General features: G+C 44.3%; 22 protein-coding genes and 1 pseudogene. 12 read left to right on the top strand and 11 right to left on the bottom strand.

What is annotated here, in order from left to right:
- Positions 1–187 precede the first annotated feature (187 nt).
- A complete protein-coding gene (locus OSCIL6407_RS0117685; protein WP_007356486.1) occupies positions 188–895 on the top strand; it encodes a prepilin-type N-terminal cleavage/methylation domain-containing protein in 708 nt (235 codons plus the stop codon).
- 31 nt (positions 896–926) lie between these two features.
- Here OSCIL6407_RS0117685 and OSCIL6407_RS0117680 read toward each other — a convergent pair whose 3' ends face one another.
- The gene (locus OSCIL6407_RS0117680) at positions 927–1,325 is read right to left on the bottom strand and encodes a pre-16S rRNA-processing nuclease YqgF (RefSeq protein WP_007356487.1); all 399 of its coding nucleotides are present in this window, start codon (positions 1,323–1,325) and stop codon (positions 927–929) included.
- Between the two features lie 208 nt (positions 1,326–1,533).
- Here OSCIL6407_RS0117680 and OSCIL6407_RS30875 point away from each other — a divergent pair.
- Positions 1,534–2,639 (top strand): annotated as a pseudogene (locus OSCIL6407_RS30875) (ISAs1 family transposase).
- Positions 2,640–2,921: 282 nt separating this feature from the next.
- On the opposite strand, the gene OSCIL6407_RS0117670 reads toward OSCIL6407_RS30875, so the two are convergent.
- Both OSCIL6407_RS0117670 and ntcA read right to left on the bottom strand, forming a co-directional pair.
- Positions 2,922–4,529 carry a DUF3084 domain-containing protein gene (locus OSCIL6407_RS0117670; protein ID WP_019487502.1) on the bottom strand — a complete coding sequence of 536 codons (1,608 nt, stop codon included), beginning with the start codon at positions 4,527–4,529 and terminating at the stop codon, positions 2,922–2,924.
- A 121-nt stretch (positions 4,530–4,650) separates the two neighbouring features.
- Positions 4,651–5,316: a global nitrogen regulator NtcA gene (gene ntcA / locus OSCIL6407_RS0117665; RefSeq protein ID WP_007357057.1), complete on the bottom strand. Its 666-nt coding sequence runs from the start codon at positions 5,314–5,316 to the stop codon at positions 4,651–4,653.
- A gap of 472 nt (positions 5,317–5,788) precedes the next feature.
- Here ntcA and fabI point away from each other — a divergent pair, with 472 nt between their 5' ends.
- The 5 genes from fabI (at position 5,789) to ndhN (ending at position 9,852) form a co-directional block, all read left to right on the top strand.
- Positions 5,789–6,565 (top strand): enoyl-ACP reductase FabI, encoded by a 777-nt coding sequence (gene fabI, locus OSCIL6407_RS0117660; RefSeq protein WP_007357056.1) that lies wholly within the window; start codon positions 5,789–5,791, stop codon positions 6,563–6,565.
- A gap of 193 nt (positions 6,566–6,758) precedes the next feature.
- Positions 6,759–7,397, top strand: coding sequence for an imidazoleglycerol-phosphate dehydratase HisB (gene hisB / locus OSCIL6407_RS0117655; protein WP_007357055.1), 639 nt, complete (start codon positions 6,759–6,761; stop codon positions 7,395–7,397).
- 416 nt (positions 7,398–7,813) lie between these two features.
- On the top strand, positions 7,814–8,710 hold the full coding sequence (locus tag OSCIL6407_RS0117650; RefSeq protein ID WP_007357054.1) for a phosphatidate cytidylyltransferase: 897 nt from the start codon (positions 7,814–7,816) through the stop codon (positions 8,708–8,710).
- Between the two features lie 278 nt (positions 8,711–8,988).
- Positions 8,989–9,189: a hypothetical protein gene (locus OSCIL6407_RS0117645; protein WP_019487501.1), complete on the top strand. Its 201-nt coding sequence runs from the start codon at positions 8,989–8,991 to the stop codon at positions 9,187–9,189.
- A 183-nt stretch (positions 9,190–9,372) separates the two neighbouring features.
- A complete protein-coding gene (ndhN, locus tag OSCIL6407_RS0117640; protein ID WP_007357053.1) occupies positions 9,373–9,852 on the top strand; it encodes an NAD(P)H-quinone oxidoreductase subunit N in 480 nt (159 codons plus the stop codon).
- Between the two features lie 70 nt (positions 9,853–9,922).
- Here ndhN and OSCIL6407_RS0117635 read toward each other — a convergent pair whose 3' ends face one another.
- The 5 genes from OSCIL6407_RS0117635 to dpsA all read right to left on the bottom strand — a co-directional run bounded on the left by OSCIL6407_RS0117635 (position 9,923) and on the right by dpsA (position 14,691).
- On the bottom strand, positions 9,923–10,432 hold the full coding sequence (locus OSCIL6407_RS0117635; RefSeq protein ID WP_007357052.1) for a transcriptional repressor: 510 nt from the start codon (positions 10,430–10,432) through the stop codon (positions 9,923–9,925).
- A gap of 29 nt (positions 10,433–10,461) precedes the next feature.
- Positions 10,462–10,731 carry a hypothetical protein gene (locus tag OSCIL6407_RS32675; RefSeq protein WP_007357051.1) on the bottom strand — a complete coding sequence of 90 codons (270 nt, stop codon included), beginning with the start codon at positions 10,729–10,731 and terminating at the stop codon, positions 10,462–10,464.
- A gap of 197 nt (positions 10,732–10,928) precedes the next feature.
- Complete coding sequence (locus OSCIL6407_RS0117630; RefSeq protein WP_007357050.1) at positions 10,929–12,404, bottom strand: chlorophyll a/b binding light-harvesting protein; 1,476 nt, start codon at positions 12,402–12,404, stop codon at positions 10,929–10,931.
- Between the two features lie 69 nt (positions 12,405–12,473).
- Positions 12,474–13,553, bottom strand: a complete 1,080-nt coding sequence (locus OSCIL6407_RS0117625) for a chlorophyll a/b binding light-harvesting protein (RefSeq protein ID WP_007357049.1) — start codon at positions 13,551–13,553, stop codon at positions 12,474–12,476.
- Positions 13,554–14,148: 595 nt separating this feature from the next.
- On the bottom strand, positions 14,149–14,691 hold the full coding sequence (dpsA, locus tag OSCIL6407_RS0117620; protein ID WP_007357048.1) for a DNA starvation/stress protection protein DpsA: 543 nt from the start codon (positions 14,689–14,691) through the stop codon (positions 14,149–14,151).
- Positions 14,692–15,050: 359 nt separating this feature from the next.
- On the opposite strand from dpsA, the gene OSCIL6407_RS0117615 reads away from it, so the two are divergent.
- The gene (locus OSCIL6407_RS0117615) at positions 15,051–15,296 is read left to right on the top strand and encodes an Asr1405/Asl0597 family protein (RefSeq protein WP_007357047.1); all 246 of its coding nucleotides are present in this window, start codon (positions 15,051–15,053) and stop codon (positions 15,294–15,296) included.
- A gap of 60 nt (positions 15,297–15,356) precedes the next feature.
- Positions 15,357–16,067: a (2Fe-2S) ferredoxin domain-containing protein gene (locus OSCIL6407_RS0117610; protein WP_007357046.1), complete on the top strand. Its 711-nt coding sequence runs from the start codon at positions 15,357–15,359 to the stop codon at positions 16,065–16,067.
- A 198-nt stretch (positions 16,068–16,265) separates the two neighbouring features.
- Here the strand turns inward: OSCIL6407_RS0117610 and OSCIL6407_RS0117605 are convergent, their stop codons facing one another.
- Positions 16,266–18,242, bottom strand: coding sequence for an iron uptake porin (locus OSCIL6407_RS0117605; protein WP_007357045.1), 1,977 nt, complete (start codon positions 18,240–18,242; stop codon positions 16,266–16,268).
- Positions 18,243–18,883: 641 nt separating this feature from the next.
- Between OSCIL6407_RS0117605 and OSCIL6407_RS0117600 the strand changes: the two genes are divergently transcribed.
- Both OSCIL6407_RS0117600 and OSCIL6407_RS0117595 read left to right on the top strand, forming a co-directional pair.
- Positions 18,884–20,497 (top strand): glycosyltransferase family 39 protein, encoded by a 1,614-nt coding sequence (locus tag OSCIL6407_RS0117600; protein ID WP_007357044.1) that lies wholly within the window; start codon positions 18,884–18,886, stop codon positions 20,495–20,497.
- A gap of 7 nt (positions 20,498–20,504) precedes the next feature.
- A complete protein-coding gene (locus tag OSCIL6407_RS0117595; RefSeq protein WP_007357043.1) occupies positions 20,505–21,446 on the top strand; it encodes a hypothetical protein in 942 nt (313 codons plus the stop codon).
- 303 nt (positions 21,447–21,749) lie between these two features.
- Here OSCIL6407_RS0117595 and bioF read toward each other — a convergent pair whose 3' ends face one another.
- Entirely contained in the window at positions 21,750–22,994 is a 1,245-nt protein-coding gene (gene bioF, locus OSCIL6407_RS0117590; RefSeq protein WP_007357042.1) for an 8-amino-7-oxononanoate synthase, read from the bottom strand.
- Between the two features lie 65 nt (positions 22,995–23,059).
- On the opposite strand from bioF, the gene OSCIL6407_RS0117585 reads away from it, so the two are divergent.
- A complete protein-coding gene (locus OSCIL6407_RS0117585; RefSeq protein ID WP_007357041.1) occupies positions 23,060–23,995 on the top strand; it encodes a DHH family phosphoesterase in 936 nt (311 codons plus the stop codon).
- A gap of 81 nt (positions 23,996–24,076) precedes the next feature.
- Here the strand turns inward: OSCIL6407_RS0117585 and OSCIL6407_RS0117580 are convergent, their stop codons facing one another.
- A complete protein-coding gene (locus tag OSCIL6407_RS0117580) occupies positions 24,077–24,307 on the bottom strand; it encodes a hypothetical protein (protein WP_007357040.1) in 231 nt (76 codons plus the stop codon).
- Between the last annotated feature and the right edge of the window lie 226 nt (positions 24,308–24,533).

Raw genomic sequence — 24,533 nt, 5'->3', positions numbered from 1 at the left:
AAGTATTGGGCCGGGGCGGGTTTTCTGGATTTATCGCTTATATTTTGATATCTTGGCGAACCCGCCCCTACAGAAATTATCTCTAATTAACCAGACTTAATATGGGGGATTTGGGCAATAATGCAATATCTCAGTTTAAAATAGATCCAATGAGTGTCAAACTAAGGTATAAAAACCAGAGAAAAATATGAAAAACTCAACACTATTAAAACTTTGGCAGAGAAGTTTAGCTGCAACTAGCAAGCCACATCTGCAACAATTAAGCGGACTTTCTAGCCAGTCAAGAATAGGATTAGGAAAAAACCATCAGCAACATGACACAGGGTTTACGTTAATAGAACTGCTGATTTTGCTATTGATAGTTGGCATTTTAAGCTCGATCGCGGCCCCAGGTTGGTTAGCTTTCATTAACAATCAACGTTTACGCACTAGCCAAAGCCGAGTTTACGGAGCCTTGCAATTAGCTCAAAGTAATGCTAAACGGGATAAAGTAGCATGGCAGGCTAGCTTTAGAATACAAGGTAACTTAGTGCAGTGGGCTATTCACCCTGCAACCGTCCCTCCTGCAACCTTGCCAGTATCCACATCTCCTTCTTCTGCACCTAATGTATGGTACAGCCTAGAGGATAAGATTGCGATCGATATTACCAGTACTGCCTCGACAAACTTAGACTCTGTAAATGGTACTTACATAGCCAGATTTAATCGCCAAGGTTGTATTGTGGAGAATGCTGACGATGAGTGTACAGATGGGGCAACCTGGTTCGGGTCAAAAAAATTGATTACTTTACGGCACGACGATCTTGGCGCAGCTAGAAAATGCGCGGTGGTAACAACACTTTTAGGAGCAATAAAAACAGGTGACGATGAAGCAAGTTGTGCTCTCAACCCATAGCCTCTATTTAAGCTGAGGAGATGCAACTCTTTCACTTGCGATCGCAATTCAAATATCTTTCAATCAACACAATCGCCACAATATCATCCACAGGCCGAGGGGGAGTCCGCATCCCTTGAGGAATCAAGCGGTTAAAACCCTTGGGAGGGAACATTTCCCAAAAGCGATCGCGTGCCTCCAAACTACTATAGCGCTCATCAACCTGCACAACTTCCACCAACGGCAAACTAGCAGAAATTTTTTGTTTCCAACTACGAGAAGTAGTTTGATCCCCCATCACAATTAACTCAATCGGAAACTGCGAACATAGAGATTCAATAGTCGCGATCGCATTCTCCGCCAGCACAACTTGATGATAGCGAACCTCCCTATCTAACCCCATAACAGCTATTCCACACTTATCGCGACCCGGATCGAAACCTAAAATCATTAGTAATTGTTAGTTATTGCTAGTTGTTAGAGGTACATAGCAGAGGTAGGGACTTAGGCATGGCCTATTAGTGTGAACTTAAAATCAAACCCTCAATTCGACAGGGGTTAAAACCCAGGGCGGTTTCATTCTCCGGTGCGATCGCGAAAAGTAAAAGCGATCGCGCTATCTGATAAGATTTTTAGCGATCGCTCTTCATATAATAGATATGGATACTCTAATCTCTTTTTTGAAAAAAGTCAATGACCCACGCCAAACCAGCGGGAAAAGACATCCCTTATGGCTAATATTACTATTGGTTATTATGGGATTCATGTTGGGTTATTTGGGATATAGAGATTTCGGAACCTTTGCTAAATGCAACCAAAAACTGATCGTTAAAACTTTTAATCTCACTATTGATAGAGTCCCATCTTATTCTACTATTAGACGAGTAATGATGTTGGTCAATACCTCAGATTTAATCGACGCATTTAATCAATGGGCTAGTCAGCTAACTACCTCAATAGACTTGACTGATTGGGTATCAATTGATGGTAAATGTCTCAGAAGTACCTGCCAAAATCCCCAGAATAGCACTCACGATTTTGTCTCAATTGTGTCCTTATTCAGTCAGAATACTGGTTTGGTTGTCAGAGTCCAAAAATTTGAAAACAAAAAAGTTCTGAAATCAGACAGGCGCAAGAGCTAGTCAAGGGTTATCCCGATCGAGGGAACATATTTACATTGGATGCTTTGCACTGTCAAAAAGAGACAACTACTTTGATTACTGAGTCTAAAAATGATTATATTATCGCTCTTAAAGGCAATCAAAAAAACTTGTTTAAACAGGTTGTGAATATTATCGAAAATCAACCACCTAAAAGTCAAGCAGAATCAGTAGATATTAGTCATGGTCGTCACCTGGTTAGAAAGGTATCTGTCTTTGATATTCCTCCCCAGAAGCTCAAGGATTTTGAGAGATTAAAATGGGGTAATATTACCAGTTTAATTAAAGTGGAAAGAAGTGGCGCTCGTGGTAAAAAAGATTATGAACATCTTACTTATTACATTAGCAGCTTATCGGCATCAGCCGAAATATTTGCGTCAAAAATCCGAGGTCATTGGCTGATTGAAAATCAGTTACATTGGGTAAAAGATGTAGTTTTTAAGGAAGATATATGGCCGAGACATAACTACATAGCAGTCACTAATTTATCGCTCCTATCAACCGTCGCTCTTAATCTTTACCGATTTTTAGGCTTTTCATCATTAACTTGCGGTCAAAGATGGCTAAACTACAAGCTAGAAAAACTGATAATTTCACTCAATTAAAAAGGTAGATTAGCTCAATTATTCAATAATAATTACCCAGCTAAACTTTTCAAACCCATGTACAGCAATAAATTTGATTTATTCAACTATCAATAAAATTGATAGTTGAATTTTTAGTGTTCGCGGATGACTTGAATATTTTCATTCAGAATTTTAGCTCTGCTAAAATTCGAGAATGAAACCGCCCTGGGTTAAAACCCCTGGCGGGTTTCAGAGTGAAGCAATCGCAGGGCCTAGAGATTGCTTCGCAGAACTCCCAATGACATTCTCATCCCATTAACATCATAGATGACTGTCAATCTTCTCAGCTCCCCCCTTCGCCGGCCCCACTGGCCCCGTACCAAAAAGTACCACCCCATTATCAATAGCCACCAAATTAATTTTCAGCGGCCCAGCCGTATAAGTCACATCAGCCGCGATCGCCTGCACATCCAAAGGCTGATCGTACTGCTGTAATTGCTCAATAAAAGCTAACAAAGTTTCAATCTTATCATCAGCAATTTGCACTCGCCCCCCAACAATCCCCATAAAATTAGCACGAAAATTGCAAGCATCGATCAACTTTTCCAGCTTTTTCCGCACATCTTCATCCGTCAAATTTGAGGGATTAATCGTAGTTCCCGCCACCACATCTCCCTCACGAAACACAACACGATTGATCTCCGCCTCCGCAAAAACCTGAATCCGTTTTTCACCCTGAAGATAATTCGCAGCCGCCAAAATTCGCACCACATAATCTTGACCATCCTTAATCTGAACCATCAACTGCTCAACCTCAGCCTTCGTAATATCAATTACCTGCTCATTGCCATTCGGTTTGCCAGGTTGAATCAACCGCACAGTCGCTCGATTAGCCTCCTGCAACAAGCGATCTACGGCTTGCTGGGCTACAGGTGGTTCCAGAATCCGCACCACGCCAGCGGCTAAAATTTGCCCCCGCCGAATCGCCACAGTACCGCTGCGAATTGCCTGAAAATCCCTCTCTAAAATTTGCACTTGCTGCTGCAAATAGGCTTGCTGATCCTCCAAAGAAGCTTGTTCTTCTCCCAACTTTTTCAACAGCGCTTCCCGTTCCGCAATTACCAAATCTCGCTCCGCAATCGCCTGTTCCCGTTCCTGCAAAAAGCGATCGCGCTGAGCAATTTCTGCATTACGCTCAGCAATATCGCGATCGCGCTGAGCAATATTCCGATCCTGTTGAGCAATAGCGCGATCGCGCTGAGCAATATCCTTCTCCCGCTGAGCAATATCGCGATCGCGCTGAGCAATTTGGGCCTTAACCCGTTCTCCCTGTTCCCTCAATTCTTCCTGTTCCGCTTGCAACTGAGCGATCTCCGCCCCCAGAGCCCTCTTTTGTTTAGAAACAGTTTTTAACTGACTCTGAGTTTGATTTAACTGCGACTCAGTGCGCGTCCTCGCAGCCTCCACCCTACTCAATTGTTCCTGAGTGCGGGATTTCGCATCCTCCACCCGATTCAGTTGAGTTCTCAGCGAATTTAACTTAGCCTCAGTCTCAGCTTGCTCAGCATTCGCCGCCTCCAAAGAACGATTAATCTCATCCAAACTCGCCCTTGCTTGTGCTTGAGCCTCCCTAGCCTTAGCCAGCTCAGCTTCCACTTGATTTTTAGCCTGCGTCGTTTGGTTGAGCTCCTTACGAGCAGTATTCAGCCGCTTCTGAATCTCATCAATTCCAAACACACCCGTTCGCAAAGGCTTACTCGCCGCGAACAAAATCCCCAGAGTAGTCCCCGACAAAATACTACCAGTCAGAACCGTAACCAAAACAGCCGTATTCCGGGGGCGGAGTTTGAAAAGACTAAGCCTAGCCTTACCAACTTTCGTACCTAAGCGATCGCTCAGGGTAGCGATCGCGCCCCCCAAAATTAGCATTACAATTACCAGGATATATCCGGCAGTCATCGAACCCTTAGATGAAGGAAGACCCAACTCTGAATAGATAAGCTATCGATTGATTCTAGAGAGCAGAAGTTCAGCCCTTCCTCCTTCTAATTTAAGTGAATTGCTGGCTTAGGGCTACCGGATTATGAACCGTGATCTTTTTCTTATGGATCGAGATCATTTTCTCTTGCCTGAGATCCCCAAGCAAACGAGTCACAGTCACCCGCGTCGAACCAATCGCCTCCGCGATCGCCTGGTGAGACAACTTCAAATCGATCGTAATCCCCTCCGCCCCCGGAACGCCAAAATCCCGGCACAGAATCAACAGGAAACTGACCAACCTCGATCCCATATCCCGGTGAGCCAGCGTCTCAATCATCATCTCAGTTTGCAAAATCCGCGAGGACAACCCCCGCAACATCACCATCGACAGTTCTGGATCGTCCTTAAGAGCCTTCTCCACCTGTTCAATGGGCACCGAGAGCAATTCCACCGGCGTAAAAGCCACCGCGTGGTAAAACCTGTCAGAACGATGTCCCGTAATCAGAGACAACACCCCAAACACACTATTTTCCCGTAGTAGAGCTACGGTAATTTCTTCCCCCGCCTCATAAACCCTAGAGAGCTTAACGGCACCTTTAATGAGAACATAGACGCGCTCAGCCGGGTCTCCAGGGAAAAATATAGTCTTCCCCCGTTCAAAGCTTTCGACAACGGGGGGAAACGCTCCGCCGCTAATTTGGCGGAACACGGCTGCTAGCGGTCTATCATGAGTCACGACTAGATCCTTTGTACTAACCAATGCAATTGATACTCACCCGAATCATCTTTCACTGACAGGATTTATCCTGCCCTTACCTTTTCTCCCCAAGCTGGACGCAAAGGGTGTTCAGGATATTTTGTTATAAAACGAAAGTTCCTTTGGACTCTCAGACATTATGTTCATAAAAAAGTTCGGTAAGTGGGAAACTCAGTGGCTTGAGCCCTGAGAGGGAAACGACGCGAATGATTTTAATTTAATATTAAATTAAACAAAACTTGTAATAACTTACACTTATCGGCTGTAATTTCACAAGAGACAAAGGTAACGAAGGTCTACCAGGCGATCGCGATCGCCATCGGGCGATCGCCTTCAGGTCAGCAGCCCAGAACTCAGTAACCTTGGATCGCGATCGCGAAACCTGTAACTGGAGTTAACAGAGGCAAACCACTTTTGATCATCGTACCAATTGCTTATAGAATATACTACTATGCTAAATTTGACTGGAAAAAACGCTCTTGTAACTGGCATTGCCAACAATCGCTCGATTGCTTGGGGCATTGCCCAGCAGCTCCACAAAGCTGGGGCTAATCTTGGGATCACTTATCTAGCGGACGAAAAGGGCCGACACGAAAGAAAAGTGGCGGAACTCGTAGAACCGCTCAATCCCAGTCTCTATCTACCTTGCAATGTCCAAGACGACAACGAAATCAAGTCTACTTTTGAGACAATCCGCGACAAATGGGGAAAATTAGACATCCTCATCCACTGTCTAGCCTTTGCTGGCAAGGATGAACTCTCAGGCGACTTCAGCAATACTTCCCGCAAAGGTTTCACTCAAGCTTTGGAAATTAGCGCTTACTCCCTAGTGCAGATGAGTGCGGCTGCTAAACCTCTAATGACTGAGGGTGGTAGTATTCTCACTCTGACTTATTTGGGGGGAGTGCGAGTAATACCAAACTATAATGTTATGGGTATTGCTAAGGCGGCATTAGAAATGAATGTCCGTTATTTGGCCGCTGAACTTGGCCCCCAAAATATTCGGGTGAATGCAATTTCTTCAGGCCCCATTCGCACTCTAGCTTCCTCCGCAGTTGGTGGCATTTTAGACATGATTCACCACGTAGAAGAAGTTGCCCCCTTGCGGCGAACTGTGACTCAAGTAGAAGTAGGAAATACAGCAGCTTTCCTATGCAGCGACTTGGCTAGCGGGATCACGGGTCAGATTTTATACGTGGACGCTGGTTACGAAATTATGGGAATGTAGTTAATTGTTAGTAGTTAATTGTTAACGGTTAACGGTTAACTGTTAACGGTTAACTGTTAACGGTTAACTACATTTGTGAATGATTATGCTTTAGTTAAAAGTAAGTAAAAATTTAAAATTTACAGGACTTACACACCAACAACTAACAACTAACAATTAACAACTAACAACTAACAACTAACAATTAACAATTATGCAAATTAGCGATCGCTCTTCTCTTCCTCCTGCCAACATCACCCACCAAGCTAGAGCCGCGTCCGTCAAACGCACCACTGGAGAAACAGATGTAACAGTCATCCTGAATCTGGACGGCATAGGCACTTGTAAGGCAGCGACAGGAATTCCCTTTCTAGACCACATGATGCACCAGTTATCTTCTCACGGCCTGATCGATCTAGACGTACAATCGATCGGCGATCTAGAAATTGACGACCACCACACAAACGAAGATGTGGGAATTACGCTGGGCCAGGCCTTGGGGAAAGCGCTAGGCGATCGCAAAGGAATTGTCCGCTTTGGTCATTTCATTGCCCCTTTAGATGAAGCTTTAATTCAAGTAGTATTAGACTTTTCTGGCCGCCCTTACTGTAGTTATGGATTAGAAATTCCAACTCAGCGGGTGGGTACTTACGACACCCAGTTAGTCAGAGAATTTTTCATGGCAGTATGCAATCATGCTCAAATGACATTGCACATTCGGCAGTTAGACGGAATTAATTCTCATCATATTATTGAAGCAACCTTTAAGGCTTTTGCCCGTGCTTTGCGGATGGCTGTGGAAATCGATCCCCGCCGTGCCAGTGCGATTCCAAGTTCTAAGGGAGTTCTGTAGATATATTGGTCAAAAATTTATAACCGCAAGAAGAAAAAAGAAGGATTTACGATCTAGAAGGGAAATGACCTCAAATTTTGGCCTTCTACTTTGTGAACTCTGCTTTGTGACCTCTGCTTTGTGACCTCTGCTTTGTGACCTCTACTTTTTACCCTCTGCCCTCTACCTTCTACATTTTGCCTGCTTTCCTAATTAAGTAGCTCCACCTAGTTAAACATAAGATAAGGATGGCTAAAAAGCTGACTGTATAAACATTCTTCCTTCTTCCTTCTTCCTTCTTCCTTCTTCCTTCTACTTAAAATAAGTGGCAAATGTAATTCTTAACCTTTTTTACGTTCATTTAACCTTCATACTAGATCTAAGAGCTTCAATAGCTGGATTGACCCGCCTAGCAGTCTGCAAGAGAAATTCGTTTTATGCCTTGGTCTCGTATCCTCAGTGGAATAGTTGCGATCGCCCTTGCGTTGGGAATGATTTTTTTAGGGGGATGGTACTTCACCATCGGCTTTGGGATTATTGTCTACCTCGGTCAGCAGGAATATTTTCAACTCGCCCGCGCCAAGGGTATTGCACCCGCTGGCAAAACTACCTTAGCCGTCAGTCAAGTTTTGCTAGTAACTGCGGCCCTGGCACCAAACCTGGTAGATGCCATGTTTGCCTTAGCAGGAACCTTAATCTGTTTTTACCTGTTGTTCCAACCCAAGTTGTCAACGATCGCAGACATTTCTTCCTCAATCTTGGGATTGTTCTACGGCGGTTATTTGCCCAGCTATTGGGTAAGGCTGCGAGTCGGGCTCGACCAAACTGCATCTGCCATGTCTCAGGCTGTGGCCAGTAATGCACCCATTAACGACTACTGGCCGGATTGGACAAATGCCCGCACTTTACCTTTAGGGTTAACGACGCTGCTATTAGCTTTCGGCTGTATCTGGGCCGCTGATATCGGCGCTTACTTCATGGGTAAATTCTTTGGTCGCACCTCCCTGTCCCACATTAGCCCCAAAAAGACGGTAGAAGGTGCTGTGTTCGGAGTGGGCGGTAGCGTTGCAGTAGCAGTAGCGGGATCTTGGTATTTGAACTGGCCAGGGTGGCCCTATACTGGCGTAGTTTTGGGTTTATTGATTGGCATCGCTAGTCTGTTGGGAGATTTAACGGAGTCCATGATGAAGCGAGATGCTGGGGTCAAGGATTCCGGGCAGTTGATCCCCGGTCACGGTGGTATTCTCGATCGCACTGATAGCTATGTTTTTACTGCGCCCTTAGTTTACTATTTTGTAACTCTGGCATTGCCGTTAATGGATTCTTTTTTCTGAACCAGAGCCCGATCTTGTTTAGGGTTGCGATCGCATCCTATTTTTCCAGCTCAGAGGATATGTTGGGATGTCTGATTTTGCTGCTAAAGTCACAGTCATTGATTTGTCTCACTCTTGATATTGACCCATATCACTCCGATCTTTTATTCCTATCACTGGCTATAAGGGACTTCCATCAGCCTTTAGGCAGAAAACTATCACATCGTCTTCATGATGGCAGTCACATACACTTTGCTAACTTTGCCCGATATTAAAGGCATAGATGTTTTTCACTGCTAATGACAACTCAAGCGTTTCTCCCAGAATTGATCATTTCAGAACTGTACTTTACAGCCTGGAAGTCAGGCGGTATTAATCGGAAGCACCGGCAACAACTTCAGTCGGCAATATTAACCAATTCCCTCAGCGAACCAGACCACAAAATTATTACTAGATTGCTGTACGCTGTACGTCGGGGATGGCTCTCAATAGTAGATTAACCTCAAATAGAGTGCTGGAAAAAAGATAATTACCAGCATCTCTACTTATAATTTTACTTATAATTTTATAGTACGATCTAAATTAAGTAGGGCGACTAGAGTTAAATTTAATAGGTTGTGTACAATATTTGCGTAGCTCGCAAGTAGCAACAGACAAAATTTAACAGAAAATAAGTCAAACCTATGACACTGATTATAACTGGCTCGAAGATGATTCGGGATTTAGAGAAGTCGGGTTCCCTGGCCGTCTACGTCCCCTTAGAGGGTGGATTTGAAGGGCGCTACCAGCGGCGACTTAGAGCTGCAAGCTACAGCACCCACAATATCACAGCGCGGGGTTTAGGTGACTTAGCTGCTTATCTAACAGGGGTTCACGGCGTAAGACCTCCCCACCTTGGTAAAAAAACTACTGGTAATGAGGCCTCAGTCGGCTATGTTTATTATCTGCCCCCAGTGGTAAATACTCAATTGGAGCACTTGCCCCCGAAAGCCAAAGGGTTGGTACTGTGGATCATTGAGGGGTTTGTTTTATCCCGTCAGGAAATTGAATATTTGACAGTTTTACCTAGTTTAGAGCCACGAGTGAAAGTAGTAGTGGAAATGGGAGGCGATCGCGCCTTTCGCTGGACTCCCCTAAAAGATGCCTTAATCGCCGCAGCTTAAACTCAAGCTGAATGCGATCGCGCCATTTTTAAAACAGTTGACAGTTAACCGTTAACCGTTAACTGTTAACTTAATTCTCCTGCCTTTGTGAGTGATGTCTCGAACACAGCCAATTGCTAGGAAGTAAAGAAGGCCAACCCTCCTGCAAAGCTTCTATACAAACTGTCCGAACCGTCAACTGGCAGTCAAGCAGTTCTACACCTGCTTTCTCAACCTGCTTATTACCAATCTTTAAAATTGATTCATCATTAAATTCAAACGTCTTATGACATTGAAGACAAACTAAATGATGATGGTGATGAGATTGAGGTAAATTCAGTTCATAATGTTTGTGACCCTCCGCCAGTTCTAGTTCCCGCAAAATGCCAATATTAGCCATTAAATGCAGAGTTCTATACACAGTAGACAAACCAATACTTTCTCCTCCCTCCTTCAAAATATTGTACAATTCTTCTGCACTTAAATGATTGCCTTCCGGCAAATTTTGAAATACATTCAAGATAGTTTCTCTCTGGGGAGTCAGGCGACATCCCCTTTGATTTAGTTCAGCTTTGAGTGAGTTAGTTTTGTAAAACGACATATCAAAATCCTCCAAACAAAATATTACGATTAAAACTTACTGCAACGTTGCTGACAAGCATTACAAGAACTGGTTCTTGGTTCAAAGTCAGAACAGCCAATCGCCTCCTCTGTACAAGCACTAAAAGGTCGCACCGTACATTTAAGGCGATAGTCATTAGTAAAAAACTCACAGTCAGAACAGGGAATTTTATGCAGCCGCGTGATTTGAGAAATACCCTCTCGTAATGCTTGCCAAACACTCCATAAAAATAGAACAAGTAGCGTCCAGGTACAGAAACAGTAAATTACAACATTCATAGATGAATTCTCTCAAGTTTATAAACAATTTCCATAAATCTTGATTAAGAAACAGAGTAAGGCAATTCGCCAAAACTCTGTTTCTGTAGCGGAAAACTAAAACAAGACTTACGTAAGCTTGACGTAACGCCGCCATCCTGGTGGTCAAGAAATCATACCTATTGGCGGCATTACGGATGATTTTTATAAGTCCTGTTTTAGTTCACAACGCCTCGCAAAATTGCATCAATACCCGCAAAGTTTTCTAGCAGTAAATAAGCTAAGAAAGCTCCACTAGAACCGCCAAGGACAAAACCACCCCGGAATAAGCTCCAATCTTCAGGTGTTTTTTGCCAATAGAAAACCTTGCCTTTTTCCCGCTTTCCATTCTCATAAATAGAAAGTAGTATTGACAAAATTAAGATTACTGCGAGGGCAGCAAGCAACCCAGCCAAAGGTGCTAAACTCTTTTGTTGCAAAGGAATCAATACTACAAAGATTCCCACTAGAAAATATCCGTGAGCTAAGCTTACTTCTAACCCTCTGACAATGGGAGATAAACCTTTGCGGTAAATCGGTAAATTCCGCAATAAAGTTACACTCACATCAGAAAAACTCATTGAACCCATTGCAGTTTCAACTTGAATATCGCTAGGAGATTGCTTCACAAACTCCCCAGAACGAAAATCAAATCCCACCGCTTTTGTCCGCACGCGCAGCGCGTGCCAAATGTGACCGCACAACACGACAACTGCTAAGACAAAGTGAGCAGTTGCCAGCCAAGTCCGCGAAGAAATTACAACCGCATCAGGGCCAGTTAAACCCACAGGGCCGTAGAAAACCTCTGGATAAACAGTGTTATTTACGGTTACGAAATAGGCTGCCAAAAAGCCCATATAAGCCAGAGCACCTAAGCTGTAAGAAAGATAGGCTTCACCCGACCAAAACAACACGCGCTCGGCCCAGCGAAAAGGCTTAGTAAAGATGTGCCAAAAACCGCCGCTAATACAGAGAATCCCCACCCAAATATGACCGCCGATGACATCTTCAAGATTGTTAACTGCGGCCATACCTTGCGAGCCCCAGAAACCGAAGAGATAGCCAAAAATCCGACCAGGATTGAGCGTAGGGTTAGAAATAACTCGGACATCTGCGGCAATGGGGTCATAAACACCGCCCCAAAACATTGCTTTCCCTACCAATAACCACGCACCTAAACCTAGCAGTAATAAGTGAATGCCAATGATAGTTGTCATCTTGTCTTTGTCTTCCCAGTCGTAACCGAAAGAGCCAAAAAAAGTATGATTTTTCGGCAAGATGCTAGGGCCAAGTAGGGAATGATAAAGGCCGCCAGCACCGAGAACAGCAGAACTAATTAGGTGCAAAACGCCGATGACAAAGTAAGGATAAGTATCGACAACTTGACCGCCCGCACTAACACCAAAGCCTAACCGCGCTAAGTTGGGAAGCAAGATTAAACCTTGATCAAACATCGGCTGCGCGGGGTTGAAATTGGAGAGCTCAAACAGAGTCATCGCCCCGGCCCAGAGTGTTATTAAGCCAGCGTGAGCTACATGGGCTCCTAAAAGTAGTCCTGAAAGATTGGTAAAACGGGCATTTCCCGCCCACCAGCCATACTCTTGTTCTGGGTTTTCTGTTGGTGGTACTGATGTTGAATCAGCTATTGCTTGCATTTGTACTAACTCCTAAATTGAGCAAAACTGAGGGATTATTGACCGCCCAGAATGGCGGCGTGACCATAGTTAACTGGCTGGATTCATCGCGACTTGGCGGCTTTCTGGCTGAATATCTTCGCGGGTGGCCTCGACAACTTTGCCTTGGCGGAAGTCAAATCCTGCGGCTCGCAAGGCGTGCCAAATATGCCCTTGTAACAGGAAGAAGGCCAGCCAGAAGTGGGCGTTTGCTAGCCAAACGCGAGAAGTGAGCATTTCGCCGCGATGGAAGTAAGGGAATTGCTCAAAACCGATATTTAAAGCCGGGCCAAAAAATTCTTCTGGGTAAACCAGGGTGTTAACTGAGACAAAATAGGTAGCGATAAACCCCATTAAGGCTAAGGCTCCCAGGCTGTAGGAAAGGTAAGCTTCCCCTGACCAGACAAACAGCCGTTTTGCCCAAGGGAAGGGTTGAGTGCTGATGTGCCAGAAACCGCCGCCAATGCAGAGGATGCTGACCCAAATGTGACCGCCGACAACATCTTCGAGGTTGTCAACTCCAGCAATCCAGTTTTTGCCGTTGACTCCGAAGAGGTAGCCGAAAATGGTGGCGGGGTTGAGGGTGGGATTGGAAATCACCCGCACGTTCTGGATTGTGGTATCATAAAGCCCACTAAAATACATGGCTTTGGCCACCAACAAGGCAGCACCTAGACCCAATAAAGTTAGGTGAATGCCAAGGATGGTGGTCATTTTGTCTGCATCTTCCCAGCGATACCCGAAGAAGGGGGTTCTTTCTTCTAGGGTTTCGGGCCCTTTGAGGGAGTGAAAGATGCCGCCGAAGCCGAGAAATGCTGAGCTAATCAGGTGTATGACTCCGATCGCGAAGTAGGAGTAGGTATCGACAATTTGACCCCCGGCTCCAACGCCAAAGCCCAGCCGTGCTAGATTCGGCAGCAGGATTAGGCCTTGTTCGTACATGGGTTGCTCTGGGTTGAAGCGGGAGAGTTCAAATAGGGTGTAGGCTCCCGCCCATAGGACGATTAGGCCTGCATGGGCAACGTGGGCTCCCAGCAGTCGGCCGGAAAGGTTTGTTAAGCGGGCATTCCCCGCCCACCAGGGAAAGGATTTTCCTTCGCCTGGAAAGGATTTTGCGACCATGTTGCTCATGGGTTCACCTCTTGAGTCAGTAGGTTTTAAGCTGGTTAAAGCTTATTGAAATTAATAATCAATAATTTCTTCTGGTTTGTCAAGGGCTATTTATAAAATATTTCATTAGTTATGGGGGAAATTAGCTGTAATATATTTTAACAATGGCTTTAATACTTATAGGCAAAGCATTTTAGAGCCGTAAATGCTGAGTAGGGGGTTTTTAAGGCAAAAAAAATTTTTAGAGGTTATTGACAAATAGTTCTAGTAAGTCTAGAGTGTTATTCAGATGGCTATGGATATGTTCCTCTCTGATAAGACAAGGTTAGAGAACAAGCTCGCTGCTGTTTGCGGTGGAAATTTTGCATAGGTGGGCAAACGGCTAGTTTTTCTAAACTTGGGAGTTAGGAAGCGAGAGTTTCGCGATCGCGGTTCCTTCGCTGTGGGCAGATGTTGCCAAATCCAGTTACATTTCCTTTCCAGCTCCAACACAAAAAGCCTGAGAGGTACAGCTCTCAGGCTCTTTTTTTCTTATGTGTAACGCGGTTAGGACTACGTTTAACTTCTTGCTTGTTCCTTCTTCCCTTCCTTCTTCCTTCTTCCTTCTTCCTTCTTCCTAGTTCAAGCTCGACTGCACCAAAGTATCGGGCGCTAGGAAGTGAGCTAGATGATAAGCTCGCTCTTCTGTTTTGAGCAGGATTTTTTCGTATAAGTAGCGCGTACCGCGATCGCCTAAACTTTCCGCTTGTCCTGCTTGACGGCGTAACAAACTGATAATCGCTTGCTCCGCACTCAGATCGTGTTCGAGCATTTGGCGACAGGAATAAGCACCGTCAGCTTCCGGTTGGAAGCAGCAAAGTTCTGCTAACTTACTAAAACCAGCCGCAGGAATACCGCCCAAACCATTCAAGCGTTCGCCCAATTCGTGGACGTGATCTTGAGCATCGCCGTAACTGTCTTCAAAAAACTGGTGTAGAGAGTAAAATTCCGCTCCCTCAACAACAAAATGGTGCTTTTGATATTGCAGGTAAAGCGCCTGAAAACTTGCCAGCAGAGCATTCATCCCTTCACAGACTGGGGCTGTGACTGAATGTTCGAGCAAAATTGGATTGTCGGCAAGGTGGCCAAATGGGCGCACTGCACTGTGAGTTTCAGCCATAGTCTGTTCCCTCTCAATAGGCAGATTTATTGCCAATCCGCTTAGTTTACCACGCTAAATCACTGAGTCAAGCTCAGCCAAGCAGACTACTAGGAATACTTACAAGTTGGTAAATTTTTCTTGCAGGTCTATTGAGAATTACTCGCACTTGCGCTATAGTCTATAAAGTAACTATCTAACAGGCGTTCTGGAGAATCAGGACTTCATGGAAACCAAGAATATACAGGCAGAGAGTTAATTTTTTAAGATTTATACCTTCTTTCTTAACAATTCTCCCTCAGCTAAGCTCTTGTATGCCCTTGTTTTTCCTTTCTATCTTTGTCATCAGTCACAAAAATTAGTGCAAATGGATTTCATTTATGAATAAATCAGAGCTAGAATCAGAACCATGTCACATTGTTGAGGTTAGTTGGGTAGACCGCTGGCAAGTTTACCAGCGTTTGCAGGAGTTAGAGATTACCTGCTGGTGTGCTATTGATAAACCTTTGCGGGTGCAAATCAACAGTGCTCTGCAAGCTACTCAGTTAGAGAGTGTATTAAGGCAGTATAGATCCCCCCGTTGGGAGTTGGAAGCCTGTTTGGAAGGCTGCTGGAAAAGCAGCTAGTAGCGCTTGACTAGACGCAAGCAATTTGAAACGTTAACAACTTATAACCAATCTAGAACCATGTGTAAATCACGCAAAGAAGTATCAGAATTCAGCCTTGAGGGGCAGATCGTCGGTTCTATTCTTGAAGATGGTTACAAACTCTCCTACTTGCGAATTGCCGCAGCATCGGGGGAGGAGTATGTCGTCAAAATCTCTAAAGAGTTGCGTAAGCGTAGCCAGCCGGAGACATCGCCTCTGTTTCCAATTGCAAAGCGAGGTTTAGCGGTTCGGGTTGTAGGAGAGAAAAAACTCAACTTGGACAATGGCAAAACTAAACTGAAAGCTTATAGCATCACCCCCTTAATTGGTGGTAATTTCCAGGCTACCAAGCCTCGGAGTTTCGAGGATATATCTATTGAAAAACTGGCTTCGGCTTTGTCTGTTTCCTGTGGCGATCGCACTCCTATTATCCCTTACCAAGGGAGAGATGTTGACTCTGCCAAAAAGGTTACTCCCAAGGCAAATTGCCCTCAAGCTAAGGCTAAAATTTTGGTCTGTCAAAAGTCTGACTGCCAGAAGCGGGGCGGTAGAGCCATCTGTCAGGCCTTGGAAACGGCGTTAAGCGATCGCGGCTTGGAAGACCACGTAACTATTCAGGGAACGGGATGTCTTAAACAGTGCAAAGCAGGGCCAAACATTATTTTGATGCCAGATAAAACCCGCTATAGCCGCATCGAACCCGCAAAAATCCCTGGAATTATCGAAAAACATTTTGCTGTTAATGGTTAATAGTTAATTGTTAACTGTTAATTGTTAAACTGCCCGCGTTAGGACGTTAATTAATTGCTGCAATTCCTTGGTATTATTCCTTTTTTCTTCAGCTATATATGGCTAAATCTCAATAAAAAAGCGGCAATTTTCAGCCGCTTTTTTAATTTTAACTAGATCGGGACTTAAACATTCTCGACGTTTAGATACTGCTGATACCTAGAAACTAAAGGTAGTCCGCAAAACACCTACGAAAATTGTGTCACTGTCCTCACTGTGATTCGGATTAGTAATCACAAAAACACCGGGAGTAATTGAGATAAAATCATTTACTTGGAAACGATAGAAACCCTCAATGTGCAAGGAAGTTTCATCATCTTCTCGGTCGTCGCTATCCGTAACTTTTGGCGGTACGCCCACGACGAAACCTAATAGGTTGCCTCGCCGACCTAAATCTGGGAATGCTAGAGTAATAGCCGCGTTCATAATTGTGGCTTCATCGTTGCCTCCTCTTTCTTGGTTAGCACGGGTGTAGCCGAACCAACCGCCCAGATTAAAGCGCGTACTGGGTTTCCAATTAAATTGAGCGCCAAAGTTATCTGAGGAGGTAGCGCCGCTTCCAAAAGGCTGTTCAGCTAAGTTACTACCCGTACCGCCACCAACACCGACACTGCCACTTCGGAAGTATTTATGGGCGTAAGTCAGGCCCACGTCCAACCCTGACCCCAGAGAGAAGGCTAGCTGACCAAGCGCAGTGTAGGAACCAGTGAAAACTCCCCGACCTTCTTGGGGGTTAGGAGCATCCACATCATTAGCTAGGTAGGCTATCTGGGCTCGGAAGTTCCTGCTGAAAGCGTAATTGATACCCACACCAGCGCCTTCAGGGCCTCTGTACACGGCGGGGTTGCGCTGTCCAAATCGGGAAACAGAAGCGCTACCGCTACTGTTGAAGGGCGTGATCGTTTCGGCAATGTCGTCGATGGAGAGTCCTTTCGGGCCAAACCAGACTGTAGCGCGACCTGCGGGGAAACGATACCACGCTTGGTCGAGTGTAAAGTTGTTGCCATCGTCACCGTCAAAGCCTAAGCGGGCCATGTTGGTATTGTTCGCTCCGGGGCGATCGTATCGGGCAACGTTCCTGGCTTGCAAGCGGGTTCTCAATAAGTCTCGACCAGTAAAGCTGGTGTTGAGGTTGAGCCGCACCCGATAGCCCAGGTTAGTGCTGGTGCTGTCATCGTTATCGTCATCGTCGTCGTCATTGAGAGAAATATCTCCCGCGTAGCTATCGCTGACGGCAAAGATCGCTTCTCCGCTCAGCTTGGTGGTGGTGGAGAACTGATTGGCTTCGAGTTCAGTTGTCCGTGCTTCTAGTGCGTCCACCCGTCCGCGTAAGGTAGCCAGTTCAGCGGCAAATTCTTCTTGCAGACGTTGCAGTATGGCTAAGTCTTCTTTGGTGACAAAGTTACCAGTAGCTCCACCTATTAGCCGGGTAATCTGGTCTAAGCAAGCGTTCAAACCTGCGGCAAATTCGTAACGAGTTAATGCTCGGTTGCCTCGAAATGTGCCGTCGGGATAACCTGCGATACAACCGTAGCGCTCGACTAGGGATTGCAAGGCTTGGAATGCCCAGTCTGTAGGCTGCACGTCAGATAACTGGGAAACAGATGTCACCTGAGCCATACCGCTTGATGACCCAGATGCTTGACCGCTGGGCTGCATTGAGGGCGATGCTGGTAGGATGGGCCCGCCCATGGTAGAAGTTGGCGCAGCAGCGGGGACTTGAGCTATTGGTTCGGGGAAGGCGGTGGGGGCTGAAGTTGCCGGAGCCGTCTGGAGCGGGGTAGTTTGAAGTGAGAGCTCGGATGCTGGCGCAGTGGTAGCCGCATCTGGAATTAATTTGATGTCACTCCCAAGAATCTGGGCGTTACTGCTTGACTCTGTTGGTGCTTCGTTCTTAGTCTCTAGGGGGGTAACTGCTGCAATTTCCTCTGCTGGGGAAGCGCTGGTGTTTAGGGTCAGCGTTTCTGGGATGGCAATTGATTCAGCAACAGCGAGATCGGAAGCCTGAGCTGTCGCTACCTGGGTGGTTTCAGGGGTTGTGGGCGCTTCTTGCGCGATCGCAGCGGCACAGATGATTGAAGACATCCCCAACATGGCTGGAGATGCTAGTAATAGATTCCAAAAAGTTTTATTCATTATTCCTCACGCCCTCACACTCAACATCTAAATTTAGAATCAAGTTCCAACTGCTAGGTTGTCTTGATTTCTTACTTGATTGACAATATTCTTTTACTGCCTGGAAGGTAACGGTGTCAAGCTTTTTAACCTGAGCTTAAAGCTGACAGCAACTTAAGGGTAATTTTCTCCATTTTTGGGGGAGGAAGGGAGAAAATTTAATTCCCACCAATTGACAGGGTTTTATTTTGAGTACCAGCCGCGTTTTGCTTGCCCCCCTGTGCGTTGCGTGACTCCTACTCGCTAGTGCGATCGCCTATTTTTAGACTTCTGCACAGATGCCCTGACTCATAACTGGGTATTTTAACATAATTTTATTTTAAGTCAACGATCTGAATCGAGGTTAGCGTTCCTTTACTGTCTGCACCTGCTAGGATTCTGGAAGATTGGAGGCCAATGCTCGATCTAAAAGTAGGATGAAGGGATGGGGGCGATCGCGCTAGAAGTCAATGTGAGCTAGATTTAGACAAGATCGGCAACAATCGGTTTGGCTTTCTGCACCAATCTGCGGTTTTTGAGGACAACTTAGAACTTTCTATACTGGAAGGGACAACCAAGATTATTTGTGTTATACTTTTTCATAGTTATGTTTTCTAATAATTATGAAAAGCCAATTGCAGTTTTTCATCATTGTTTTATTGGTAATAGGAATATGTTTTCGGTTTACTAATCTTGGCAATAAATTTTATTGGTACGATGAAGTTTTTACTTCTCTGCGAGTATCTGGCTACACAGAAGTAGAAGTATTGAGCCAAGTAGCTAGCGGTCGCGTAATTCCTGCTAAAGATTTAATGCAATATCAGCAACCTAATTCTGAAAAAAACCTCGCAGATACAATTAGAGGTCTAGCAGTAGAAGAACCTCAACTCCCCCCGCTATATTTTATAATTACCCGATTTTGGGTACAAATATTCGGTAGCTCTCCCACCAGTACAAGAAGTTTCTCAGCTTTAATTAGCCTACTTGCTTTTCCTGGCATCTATTGGTTGTGTCAAGAATTATTTTCAGCCCCGAAAGTGGCATGGCTTGCAGTTGGATTAGTAGCCGTTTCTCCCTTCCATTTGCTCTACGCTCAAGAAGCACGTCCCTATAGTTTGTGGGCAGTAATAATTTTGCTATCCAGTGCTTCACTCCTACGAGCTTTACGGCTTCAAAATTGGCTCAGTTGGAGTATCTATGGAATAAGTTTAGCTCTAGGACTTTACACTCACTTATTTACAGGGTTAGTCGCCCTCGGTCATGGCATTTATGTATTTATTCAAGCTAACTTTCGCCTCACTAAGAGAGTATTAGCTTGGATACTATCATCTGTTATCGCTTTAATTACTTTCCTTCCCTGGCTAGTCACTTTAATTCGTAATAAATTGGCTGCTTCAGTGGCAACTGGTTGGTCAGAATTAGATACAGAAAGGCTGTTTTTAGTGAAGAATTGGGCGGGTAATATCGGTCGCGTTTTTATAGATTTTGGTCTAACATCTAAATCTCCTTTATTATATTTAATTCCGTTAACGGTAGCAACTTTTATTTTATTAATTATGGTGGGATATGGAATTTATTTCCTATGCCGTCAGACTCCAAAACGAGCTTGGCTATTTGTAGTGATATTGATTGGGGCTTGCGCTCTACCAGTAATGCTAGTAGATATAATAGAGCAAAGTATAATATCAACTAAGAGCCGATATTTGTTTCCGACTTACATGGGGATTGAAATCGCTGTTGCTTACCTGTTGGTAACTAAAATTACCATGCCATCTACAAAAGACTGGAAACTGCAAGTGTGGAGAGCAATTACTATTCTACTGCTAGGGAGCGGCTTGGTATCCTCTGCACTCAGCTTGCAAGCTGATAATTGGTGGAATAAGGAATCAGGCAGACAAAATCCCCAAATAGCTCGCATAGTTAATGAAACCCAAAAACCCCTTGTGCTTAGCGATACATCTAATATTTCTGTCGGTCAAATACTATCAATGAGTTATTTATTCGCGCCCAAAGTGAGTATGCAATTGTTTCACCTAAATTCCTCAATACCACGTAAAATTAAATTAGGAGAGGAACAAACAACTGCTAAAATCGTCAGCGCTTTTAGCGATGTGTTTATATACGGAAACCCTGACAAACTGCGCTCTGGACTTGAGCAAGAAGGTAAGTATAAGATCGAGGCTGTTGACTTGGGGGAAACCCAGAAAATATTGTTTTGGAAATTAGTAAAATCGTGAGGTATATATGGAAGACTTTGGCATTATCATCGCCTGTTGCGACCAAGATTATCTTTTTGCTAAAGGTTGCTGTGCCAGCATCCGGTATTTCTTGGGGGATGTTCCGATTTGTTTGCTGATTGATGGCTCGTTTTCAGTGGCCCCACTAGAAAAGTCCTATGGAGTGCGTGTTATCAATCACGATAACGTATCGAGCGAACTTCTGAGGAAGAGAAGTTTTGGCTGGGGAAAAACTAAAATGATTGCATTTTGGGAAAGCCCTTGGTCAAATTTTCTGGTGTTAGATGCCGATACAATTGTCTGGGGAGATATTCTTCAGTTTGCCGATTTTAATAATTTTGATTTTGTTATTGACCAGACTGAGGCCAATTACTCAGATGCAGATATTTCTAAGTTTTTCTTTGATGTTCCGGGGATTGAGAAGCATTTTCCAGATTTTCACTGGCAAGATTACCGCTCTCGCTATTTCTGCACGGGTACTTTCTTTGCTAAGCGGGGGATTTTCAGCTTGGATGAGTATGTAGAAATTTTGGATTTCATTGCTCAGTATCCAGGGATATTTAAGTATGGAGAGATGGGATTTTTGAACTTTATGATTTCGCGTGCGGCTCAGGAAGGTAGAGCGCGGGTGCAGAATGTAGATATGCAATTGTTAGTGCCCGATTTTGACCAGAATTTACTGAGAAAAAGGTTCCCAATTGAGGCGGCGGGGCCCGGAGGTGATGCTGCCGCGACTGTGATTCACTGGTGTGGGCCGAAGCCTACTCTTTCTACTTCTGAAGTTTACTCGGAACCGATGAATTTCTGTCGGCGTAAGTGCCAGGAGGATGCTTGGGGAAGGACTGGTTTAGAGGCGGAGATGGCTTTAACAACTGAGGATTTACAGCGGACTTTTTATGTTTATAAGAATAAGTTCAAGAAAAAGTTTCGCCAGTTGGTAGGTAAGTAGTATTGAGGCAGGAGGCAGGAGTTGGTGAGGGGGTAGGCACGGGGAACTACCATTGGTGTCAACTTAAGCCGAAAGCCCGCCAGGGGTTAAAACCCCCGTCTAATAGCTAAAGTCCTCTGAAGAGGACTAAAGAAAATTGTTAAATTCATTAGTCCTCTTCAGAGGACTTGATCTTTGAGACAGGGGTTTTAACCCCTGTCGGACTAAGGGTTTGAACCTAAGTTGACACCTATGGGGTACTACCCTACAAAATCGCGGTTTTTCCGAGAATGAAACCGCGCTTGGCTAGAGGGTTATATCTTTTCAAAAATGGGATACCCTCAAAGCTTCAACCAACTTTTCAATATGTACTGACTTATGAGTTGCCATCAGGGAGACGCGAATGCGACTAGAATTAACAGTTGGAGGTCGAATTGCGGGTGCGAAAATTCCCTGTTCTTTCAATTGCGTTCCTACTCCTAAAGCTTGAGCTACATCTTTTAATAAAAAGCAAAAAATTGGGGAATATGAATGGGTAATTGCTGATTGGTAATTTTCTTTGCTTTCGCTTTCTAAATTGGGGTGAAGATTCCAGTCGGTGTGATTTTTATCTGTATTTTTCCAGTTAGGAATCTGCCGATCGAGCAAGGTTTTAAGAGTTTCCACATTTTCCCATAATTTGTGGCGTAATTGTGGTTCTGCGCGGACAATATTTACAGCTTTTAAAGCAGCAGCCGTGTCTGCTGGTGTCAATCCTGTAGTATAAATCCAAGTAGGTGCTCGATTACGGAGAAAGTCAATTAACGAGCTAGAACCAGCGACATATCCGCCTAAACTTCCTAAAGCTTTACTGAGAGTTCCAACCTGAATTAATGGTTTTCCAGTACAACCGAAATGCTCGACGCAACCCGCACCATTATCACCAAAAACACCTGTAGCGTGCGCCTCATCTACTAATAGCATACAGCTAAATTCTTCAGCTATTGCCAATAATTGTGGTAAAGGACATAAATCACCGTCCATGCTGAAAACAGTATCGGTAATAATTAAACAGCGGCGGTAACGAGTGCGTTCCTCCAACTTTGTTCTTAAATCCTCAAGATCGCAATGATTGTACTCTAATACAGTCGCGCCGCTGAGGATCGCGCCGTTTTTAAGGCTAGAATGATTGTAGCGATCCGATAAAATCAAATCCCGCTTATTTACAAGAGATGCGATCGCACCTAAGTTAGCAAGATAACCCGAACTAAATACAATTGCATCTTCCGTTTGTTTAAAAGATGCAATCGCCAATTCTAAATCTCTATGTAACTGGCGATGTCCACTCAGCAATCGCGAACCAGAACTCCCCGTTCCCAATTCTTTAACAGCAGAAATTGCTGCTTGAATTAGCCTTTCATCACCCGCCAATCCCAGATAATCATTGCTGGCAAAGTTGACAAGTTCGCGACCTTCTAGCAAAATTGTAGCACCGGGGCGACCATGAATCGTTTGCACCGAGCGATACCATTCAGCTCGGTGAATAGTAGCCAGAGAATTGTCTATCCAAGCGTAAGCGTCAGAAGGCATAGTGGAAAAGTCCGGGAAATACGTTATATTATCTGATGTTAACTTCCCCCTCATCTGAGAAACTTATGCGAAGCCCTAAAAAATACAGGTTAGTCACCCGCAGCGATTTTGATGGTCTTGTCTGTGCCGTTCTCTTAAAAGAACTGGACATGATTAACGAAATTAAGTTTGTTCATCCTAAAGATATGCAGGATGGAAAAATTGAAGTGACAAGTAATGATATTACCACAAATTTACCATACATCGAAGGAGTTTATTTAGCCTTCGACCACCACCTCAGCGAAACTATCAGAAATCACGACATTCAAGATAACCACATTATCGATCCAGATGCACCATCGGCGGCGAGAGTATTGTATAGCTATTATGGCGGAAAAGAAAAGTTTACTGAGATTTCTGAAGCGATGATGGAGGCAGTTGATAAATCCGATTCTGCCCAATTTTCCCAAGAAGAAGTTTTGCATCCTGAAAATTGGGTGTTGTTAAATTTCTTGATGGATGCGAGGACGGGGTTGGGGAGATTTCGGGAGTTTAGAATCTCGAATTATCAGTTAATGATGCAGTTGATAGATTACTGCAAAGCTCATTCTATTCAGGAAATATTGCAATTGCCAGATGTGAAGGAGAGAGTTGACCTTTACTTTGAGCAAGAAGAGAAGTTTAAAGATCAAATCCCGCGATGTGCAAAGGCTTATCAGAATTTGGTCGTCTTAGATTTACGGAATGAAGAGGTAATTTATGCGGGCAACAGATTTACAATTTATGCTTTGTTCCCAGAATGCAATATCTCGATTCATGTACTTTGGGGACTGAAGCAACAAAATACAGTTTTTGCAGTTGGTAAGTCAATTTTTAACAAAACTTCTCAGACAAATATAGGGGAGTTAATGTTGAAATACGGCGGCGGCGGACATCAGAATGCAGGGACTTGTCAGATAGATAATGACAAAGCAGAGGAAGTCTTAAAAGAGTTGATCGCACAAATTAATCAGAATGGTTAATTAACATTGCTGGTAACGCCGCCCTCTGGGTAGTGAAACAACCGCCGGGACGACGGCGTTACAAAGTTGAATGAGTGAATTTTAAGATCCCTCATTTTCTGGCGAAGGTACGCTATTCCTAATTTCAGCACTCTTGCCTTTAACGGGTGGTAATTGTTCTACTAAACCCATGTCAAAAGCAGTATCTGGTAAATCTCCAACAATATATCTCCCTGGTTCAAACAATCGTCCCGGTGTAAAACAGGGCTGTTTGAGTTGAACTACTTCACCAGGGGCAAACATTCCTCGCCACATTTTCCGCTCAATTCCCATGATTTTGCACTCCTAAAATAATTAGCAATAGTAATAGTTGTAGCCGGAGGTTGGGTGTAACAAAGTGATATCCAATATCAGAATTGTAGCAATACTTTTCAGAATTGGGCATCGAATTGCAACAGTAAATCAAAATAAAAAGTTAATATCAGTAGATGAGATTACTGCGTGGCTAACAGGACTCAGAAAGTTGCGATCGCAATCTTACCTCTGTTTCTTCCCATCC

The sequence above is a fragment of the Kamptonema formosum PCC 6407 genome (assembly GCF_000332155.1).
Taxonomy (GTDB): domain Bacteria; phylum Cyanobacteriota; class Cyanobacteriia; order Cyanobacteriales; family Microcoleaceae; genus Kamptonema; species Kamptonema formosum.
Note: the sequence above shows the minus strand (reverse complement) of the source record. Positions and strands in the feature narration are given on the sequence as shown.